The organism is Bradyrhizobium altum (assembly GCF_020889705.1).
Lineage (GTDB): Bacteria > Pseudomonadota > Alphaproteobacteria > Rhizobiales > Xanthobacteraceae > Bradyrhizobium > Bradyrhizobium altum.
In genome coordinates this window covers 1-6,574 of sequence record NZ_JACMYP010000376.1, presented here as the reverse complement: position 1 = coordinate 6,574, position 6,574 = coordinate 1, and the positions used below count along the sequence as shown (strand labels likewise).

Below are 6,574 nucleotides of genomic sequence, written 5' to 3'. Positions count from 1 at the left end.
GACAGTTCCTCACGCCGCCCGCAGCGAGGCCAGGAAGCGGTCTAGCTCGGTCTTCAGCCACTCCGACTGCGACGACAGGCCGTTCGCCGCATCGAGCAATTGTGCGCTCGCGCCGCCGGCCTGTTCGGACGCGCGGTTGACGTTGAGGATGCCCTTGTTGACGTCCCGGGTGCGGTCGGCGGCCTGCTGCAAATTGCTGGAGATCTCGCGGGTCGCCGCGCCCTGCTGATCGACGGCGGCCGCGATCTCGCCGGAGACCTGGTCGATTTCCGCGATGGTGGTCCCGATGGTCCCGATCGCGCTAACGGCTGCGCCGGTCGCGCTCTGGATATCCTGGATCTGAGCTGAAATCTCTTCGGTCGCCTTGGCGGTCTGATTGGCCAGTGCCTTGACCTCGCTCGCGACGACCGCGAATCCGCGGCCATGCTCGCCGGCGCGCGCCGCTTCGATGGTTGCGTTCAGGGCGAGCAGGTTGGTCTGGCTGGCGATGCTCTGGATCAACGTCACCACTTCGCCGATCTTCTGCGTACCGGCGGCAAGACCTTGCACGACGCTGTTGGTGCGGCGCGCCTCTTCGGCGGCCTTGGCGGCGATCCGCGCCGAGCGCGTCACATGCTCGGCGATGTTGTTGATCGAGGCCGTCAGCTCCTCGGTCGCCGACGCCACGGTTTCCACATTGCTCGATGCCAGCGTCGATGCGGAGGCGGCCGCCGTGGCCTGACGGATGGTTTCCGCGTTGCTGCCGTTCATCGTCGCCGACAGGCCCTGCATCGCGTTCGCCGCCACCGCGACGGCCTCGACGACCTCGCCGATCTTTCGTTCGAAGCCGGCGGCGAGCTCGCGCCGCGCGGCATCACGGTCGTGCTTGGCCCGTTCGGCCTCGATGCGTTCGGCATTGGCGCGCGCTTCGGCGGCACTGGCGGCCTCGGCCTCCGCCGCCTTCTGCGCCGACGTCTTGAAAAGTTCGGCAAGCGTGTGCGCGAGCCAGATCAGTACGCCAGCCTCGATCAGGAGGATCACGGCGTGGGGAACGACGCGACTGAGGTCGGCGCCGCCGGGATAGATCGCGGCCGGCAGGATGAAATTCAGCGTCAGGTGATGCAGGGCAACCGCAACCGTGCCGGCGACGATCGGCCGATAGTCGCAATAGGCGACGAGGCAGGCCAGCGCGGCGAAGAAGTACATGTGCATGTCGACCTGCCAGCGGTGGCCCGCGAACTGGTAGACCAGCATCGACACGCCGGCCATCAAGGCCACGGCAACGATCAGCTGCGTTGAAACGCCGTTGCCCGACATGCGCCACGACAGCGTCGCGGCGAGCGCCATCGCGACCATGAAGCCGGCCGGGATCAGCCAGTCGGTGTGCAGCGTCAGGCCGACGATGATTGCGATCGGAACGTGCAGCCAGAGCACCGCGAACAGGATCTTGCTGGCCGTCTCGCGCAGGGCGGCCATTTCATCGCCTTCGAAGGTCATTCCCAACCCCCTGATCGTCGTCCGCCTTGAAGCAGCCAGCGATCGCCTGCGGATCCATGGTCAGCAAGGCGCCGGCCTCATACAGCCGGCTCAGCCCGCCATCGCGGTCAGGCCGCACCACCAGCAGGGCCGGAATGGCGGTCATCCGAACGATCGACGCATTGGCGGCAGCAGCGGCCGTCAGCGCGCGCTCGGCGCGCCACCACGGCGGAAAAGCCACGGCCACCACTTCGGTGCCCGCACGCACCTGCAACGACAGCATTGCGATCGCGATCCAGCTCGCAATCAGCAATGCGGCCGCGCCTGGCCATGCGGGCCGTCGTCTCGCTGGGATGATCTCCCCGGCTCCATCGCAGCAGAATACCGCTGCTGGCGCTAACTTCAGGTAAATACCGGGCAGGCGGACTACCTGGGGGCGTATCGACGTATTATGCGGGTGTGTGCGGCGCTTACGCCGCCGGCACCGGCAGCGCCGTCACCGACTTGATCTTCTCCATCGCGAAGCGCGAGGTGACGTTCTTCAGCGGCACGGCCGAGATCAGCTTCTTGTAGAAGACGTCGTAGGCCTGCATGTCGGCGACCACGACGCGCAGCATGTAGTCGACGTCGCCGGCCATCCGGTAGAATTCCATCACTTCGGGCATGGCGCTGACGGCGTCGGCGAATTTGCGCAGCCAGGCTTCCGAATGGTCGGCGCTCTCGACCGACACGAACACCGAGATCCCGAGCCCGATCTTGTTCTGATCGACCAGCGCGACGCGGCGCAGGATCACGCCGTCGGCCTCGAGCCGCTGGATGCGCTTCCAGCACGGCGTCGACGACAGCCCGACCCGGTCGCCGATTTCGGCGACGGAGAGCGAGGCGTCCTCCTGCAACACGGTCAGGATCTTGCGATCGATGGCGTCGAGGCGGCGGTTGTTGTCATGAAGCTGAATGGCGACATCGGTCATAGAAGAAAGTTCCACATGAAGGTTCAAACTCCCTCATATAGAGAAAAATCTTCCAAATCAAGCGGGTCGTGGCCGGTCAGGCCGGCCGGACGTCGGCGTGCTCGCCCAAAAACGCTTCAACTTCAGTACGTTGCGGTGCGGCATAAGCGCCCCCGAAGCGGGTGCATTTCAGCGCTGCAGCAGCCGAGGCAAAGCGGAGCGCCTGCCGCAACTCCTGCTTCTCGGTAATGGCGAGGGCAAACGCCCCGTGGAAGACGTCGCCGGCGCCCAGCGTGTCGACGGTATGGACCGGGAAGGCCGCCGTCTCCTCGAGCCCGCCCTTCTCGTTGAGCCAGATCGTGCCCTTCGGGCCGCGCGTGCCGGCCAGGAAGGAGGGGGTGAGCTTGGCGAGCTTTTGCAGCGCCTGGCCGTCGTCGGTGACGTCGGCGGTCTGCTGCAGCGGCTCGCTGGAAAATACCAGATGGGACGAGGCGGTGAGCAGCCCTTCCCGCATCGACATCGCGCGGTCGACGTCGACCACCACGGGAATGCCGCGCTTGACGGCCTCGGCGCAAAGCTCGGTGCAGAACGGCGCGCAGCGGCTCTCGGTCAGGATCGCCGCGCAATCCTCCAGCAGCAGCTCGGTCGGCGGCAGCTTGACCTTCCAGAGCTCAGGATCGCGGAAGGTGACGATGGTGCGCTCGCCGGTGTCGTCGATCATGATCGCCGAGATCGGGGTGACCAGGTCCGGCATGTGGATGAGATGGTTGGCCTCGATGCCCTCCTGGGCCAGCTTGTCGAAGATGTAGCGGCTCGAGGTCTCCCGCGAATCGCCCATCGGGCCGCAGATCGAGGCGCGGCCGCCCAGCCGGACGATGCCGATGGCGGCGTTCAACGCGTTGCCGCCGCAGATCTCGTCGAAATGGGTCGCGTTCTCCTTGGAGCCGCGGGCCGGTACGTTGACGCGGAAGGTCAGGTCGCGCACCGGCAGGCCGATGCAGAGGATGCGGGGCGGGACTTTCGTAGCGCCGTTCTGAAAATTCATGCAGGGGTCCGTCGCAATGGTTCCGTCAACTGCCACAAGCTGTGTGCAGGTCTAATCGGCAGAACGATGTCCGGTTCCCGCTATTGGTCCAACGGATTTCGATGATGCACCCAGCGGCCGAGCAAATGATGGGCAATCGCGAACGGGTGCGGTCCGGCCAGGCCGTCGGGATGCTGGCGCTTGAGCATCAGCGTCGCCTCCGCATGGTCGAACCAGCGCGCATCCTCGAGCTCAGTGCGGTCGACCACGATGTCCTCGTTGGTCGCGCGCGCGGTGCAGCCGATCATCAGCGACGACGGATAGGGCCAGGGCTGCGTCATATAATAATTGACGTCGGTGCAGCGGATGCCGGACTCCTCGAAAATCTCGCGCCGGACCGCGTCCTCGATGGTCTCGGCGGCTTCGACGAAGCCGGCGAGGCAGGAATACATCCCGGGCATGAACTGCTTCTGCCGGCCGAGCAGCACCTTGTCGCCCGACGTGACCAGCATGATCACGACCGGATCGGTGCGCGGAAAGTGCTCGGCCTTGCAGCTCGGACATTCGCGCTTCCAGCCGCCATCCTTCATCGCCGTGCGGGTGCCGCAGTTCGGACAGAAGCCGTGGCGCTGGTGCCAGGTCACCATCGATTTTGCCATCGCGATGGCCGACAGCTGCTCGGGCGGCACCACGCCCTGCATCGCCATGCCGCGCAATTCGGTGATCGCGACGTCGGCGCGCCCAACCAGCTTTTCGGCCGCCTGCGGCGCGATCCCCATGCCGAAGATCGGCGCTGCATCGCGCAGTCCGAGGAAAATCGTGCCGGGATTGGCGCCAAAGCCGCGGGCCTCCTCCAGCGAGAGCAGCGCGCGGGCCCCGCCTTCCTCCTGCTTCACGACCAGCGAGTCGCGGTAGATCACATAGGCTCTGGCCTCGCGATGGCCCTCCAGGGCGAACAGCTTCTCGTCATTGCTACGCAGATGCGCGGCGCGGTCCAGCACATGGGTGACGAAGGCCGGCTGGCCGAGCGGAAAAGAATCGGATGCAGACATCGAAAATCAACCCAACCAGATCTTGCGGCGAAGCGCGCTGATGAAATTCTGCACTTCCTCGGCGTCATGCGCCAGCGGCGGCATTACGCCCCAAACGGGACGCGGCCATGCAGCGTCGCTGGTGCGGCGCGCGATGACGTGGACGTGCAGCTGCGGGACGAGGTTGCCGAGGGCTGCGACATTCAGCTTGTCGCACTTGGTGACCTCTTTCAGGGCCCGCGAGACGCGGGTAATTTCCGTCATCAGCTGCGCCTGCTCGACCTCGTCGAGGTCGATGATCTCGACCGCGCCGTCGCGCCGCGGCACCAGCAGGAGCCAGGGATAATGGGCATCCTTGATGACGAGCACCTTGCTCAGCGGCAGGTCGCCGATGTCGATGGTGTCTTTCTTGAGCTGCGAATGCAGCGACCAGTTGGTGGCGGGCATGACCGGCAAGTAATGCCTTTCCGTGTTCCCAGACAAGCCCCACAAAGCCAGCCTTACAAAGCCGGGTCAGGCCGCTTGCTTTCCGGCGGTTTTGGCCCCAAATAGGGACCGGGAGATTGGCGGTGGACGAGCCACTCGCCAACCGGGTCAGGTCCGGAAGGAAGCAGCCCTAACGAGGTCCGGATCGGGTCGCTCGTCAGTCTCCTACCTGTTTTTCCGAGCGAATCGCGCTGGAACGGCGGTCTCCGCGCCCGGCGCTTGATTTCGGCTCCTATCCGCACGCCGGTTGACGAGACAATTCCCAAGTTGCGGATCGATGCATGAATGACGCTGGCGACCCCTCCCAACCGTCCGACGGCGCAGGCCAGAGCGGCTTTGATTTGGGTGGCGCGCCTGATACGGCCAAGCCGTACCGCGTTCTCGCCCGCAAATACCGCCCCTCCAGCTTCGAGGATCTGATCGGCCAGGAGGCCATGGTGCGCACCGTCTCGAACGCGTTCGAGACCGGGCGGATTCCGCAGGCCTGGATCCTGACCGGCGTCCGCGGGGTCGGCAAGACCACCACCGCGCGCATCCTCGCCCGCGCCTTGAATTACGCGAAGCCGGACGGCTCGGTGAAGGGGCCGACCATCCACATGCCCGACCTCGGCGTGCACTGCCAGGCGATCATGGAAAGCCGGCACATGGACGTGCTGGAGATGGACGCGGCCTCGCACACCGGCGTCGACGATGTTCGCCAGATCAATGACAGCGTGCGCTATGCGCCGGCCAGCGCGCGCTACAAGGTCTACATCATCGACGAAGTCCACATGCTGTCGACGGCGGCCTTCAACGCCTTCCTGAAGACGCTGGAGGAGCCGCCGGAGCACGCCAAGTTCGTGTTCGCCACCACCGAAATCCGCAAGGTTCCGATCACGGTGCTGTCGCGCTGCCAGCGCTTCGATCTGCGCCGGGTCGAGGCCGACGTGCTGATGAAGCATCTCGGCAACATCGCGGCCAAGGAAAACGTCGAGGTCGAGCCCGAGGCGCTCGGCATCATCGCGCGCGCCGCCGAAGGTTCGGTGCGCGATTCGCTGTCGCTGTTCGACCAGGCGATCGCGCATGCCGCAGGCCTCGTGAAGGCGGACGCAGTCAGGCAGATGCTCGGCCTCGCCGACCGCACCCGGGTCATCGATCTCTTCGATTCGCTGGCGCGCGGCGATCTCGCCAGCGCCTTCGCCGAATTCCGCGCGCAGTACGATGTCGGCGCCGATCCGGTGGTGGTGCTGTCCGATCTGGCCGAGTTCGTCAATTTCGTCACCCGCGTGAAGTTCGTGCCGGGAACCGCCGACAATGTCGCGTTCGGCGAGACCGAGCGGGTGCGCGCGCGTGAATTCGCCGCAAAACTGTCGACGCGGGTGCTGTCGCGGATGTGGCAGATGCTGCTCAAGGGCATCAGCGAGGTGCAGACCGCGACGCGGCCTGCGGCCGCCGCTGAGATGGTGCTGGTGCGGATCGCCTATGTCGCCGACCTGCCAACGCCGGATGAAGCGATCCGGATGATGATCGAGCAGAATGGCGGCGTCGCGGCGCCCGCGACGTCGGGTTCTACCGCCTCGTCATCGCCACGCGGCGCGCCGGCCTCGACGATGTCGGCCATGCCGTCTGCGCGGGCACCGCAGGGTGCG

Annotated in this window: 7 protein-coding genes and 1 other RNA gene; 2 read left to right on the top strand and 6 right to left on the bottom strand. The window is 65.9% G+C overall.

All coding sequences use genetic code 11. The annotated features are described in order from the left end of the window. Window positions 1–9: 9 nt before the first annotated feature. The 6 genes from H8B02_RS44030 to H8B02_RS44005 form a co-directional block, all read right to left on the bottom strand. A complete protein-coding gene (locus H8B02_RS44030) occupies window positions 10–1,476 on the bottom strand; it encodes a methyl-accepting chemotaxis protein (protein WP_229172019.1) in 1,467 nt (488 codons plus the stop codon). Further along, window positions 1,457–1,738, bottom strand: a complete 282-nt coding sequence (locus H8B02_RS44025) for a hypothetical protein (protein WP_229172018.1) — start codon at window positions 1,736–1,738, stop codon at window positions 1,457–1,459. The genes H8B02_RS44030 and H8B02_RS44025 overlap by 20 nt, the downstream gene beginning before the upstream one ends. Window positions 1,739–1,925: 187 nt before the next feature. Beyond that, entirely contained in the window at window positions 1,926–2,426 is a 501-nt protein-coding gene (locus H8B02_RS44020) for an Lrp/AsnC family transcriptional regulator (RefSeq protein ID WP_024578797.1), read from the bottom strand. Between the two features lie 76 nt (window positions 2,427–2,502). Next, on the bottom strand, window positions 2,503–3,450 hold the full coding sequence (locus H8B02_RS44015) for a sugar kinase (RefSeq protein ID WP_229172017.1): 948 nt from the start codon (window positions 3,448–3,450) through the stop codon (window positions 2,503–2,505). Between the two features lie 80 nt (window positions 3,451–3,530). Continuing rightward, on the bottom strand, window positions 3,531–4,481 hold the full coding sequence (nudC, locus tag H8B02_RS44010) for an NAD(+) diphosphatase (protein WP_229172016.1): 951 nt from the start codon (window positions 4,479–4,481) through the stop codon (window positions 3,531–3,533). Window positions 4,482–4,487: 6 nt separating this feature from the next. Next, complete coding sequence (locus H8B02_RS44005; protein ID WP_229172020.1) at window positions 4,488–4,907, bottom strand: HIT domain-containing protein; 420 nt, start codon at window positions 4,905–4,907, stop codon at window positions 4,488–4,490. A gap of 111 nt (window positions 4,908–5,018) precedes the next feature. Here H8B02_RS44005 and ffs point away from each other — a divergent pair. Beyond that, an RNA gene (gene ffs / locus H8B02_RS44000) (signal recognition particle sRNA small type) lies at window positions 5,019–5,115 on the top strand. 112 nt (window positions 5,116–5,227) lie between these two features. Next, the coding region (locus H8B02_RS43995) for a DNA polymerase III subunit gamma/tau (protein WP_229172015.1) at window positions 5,228–6,574 on the top strand (1,347 nt) is incomplete at its 3' end.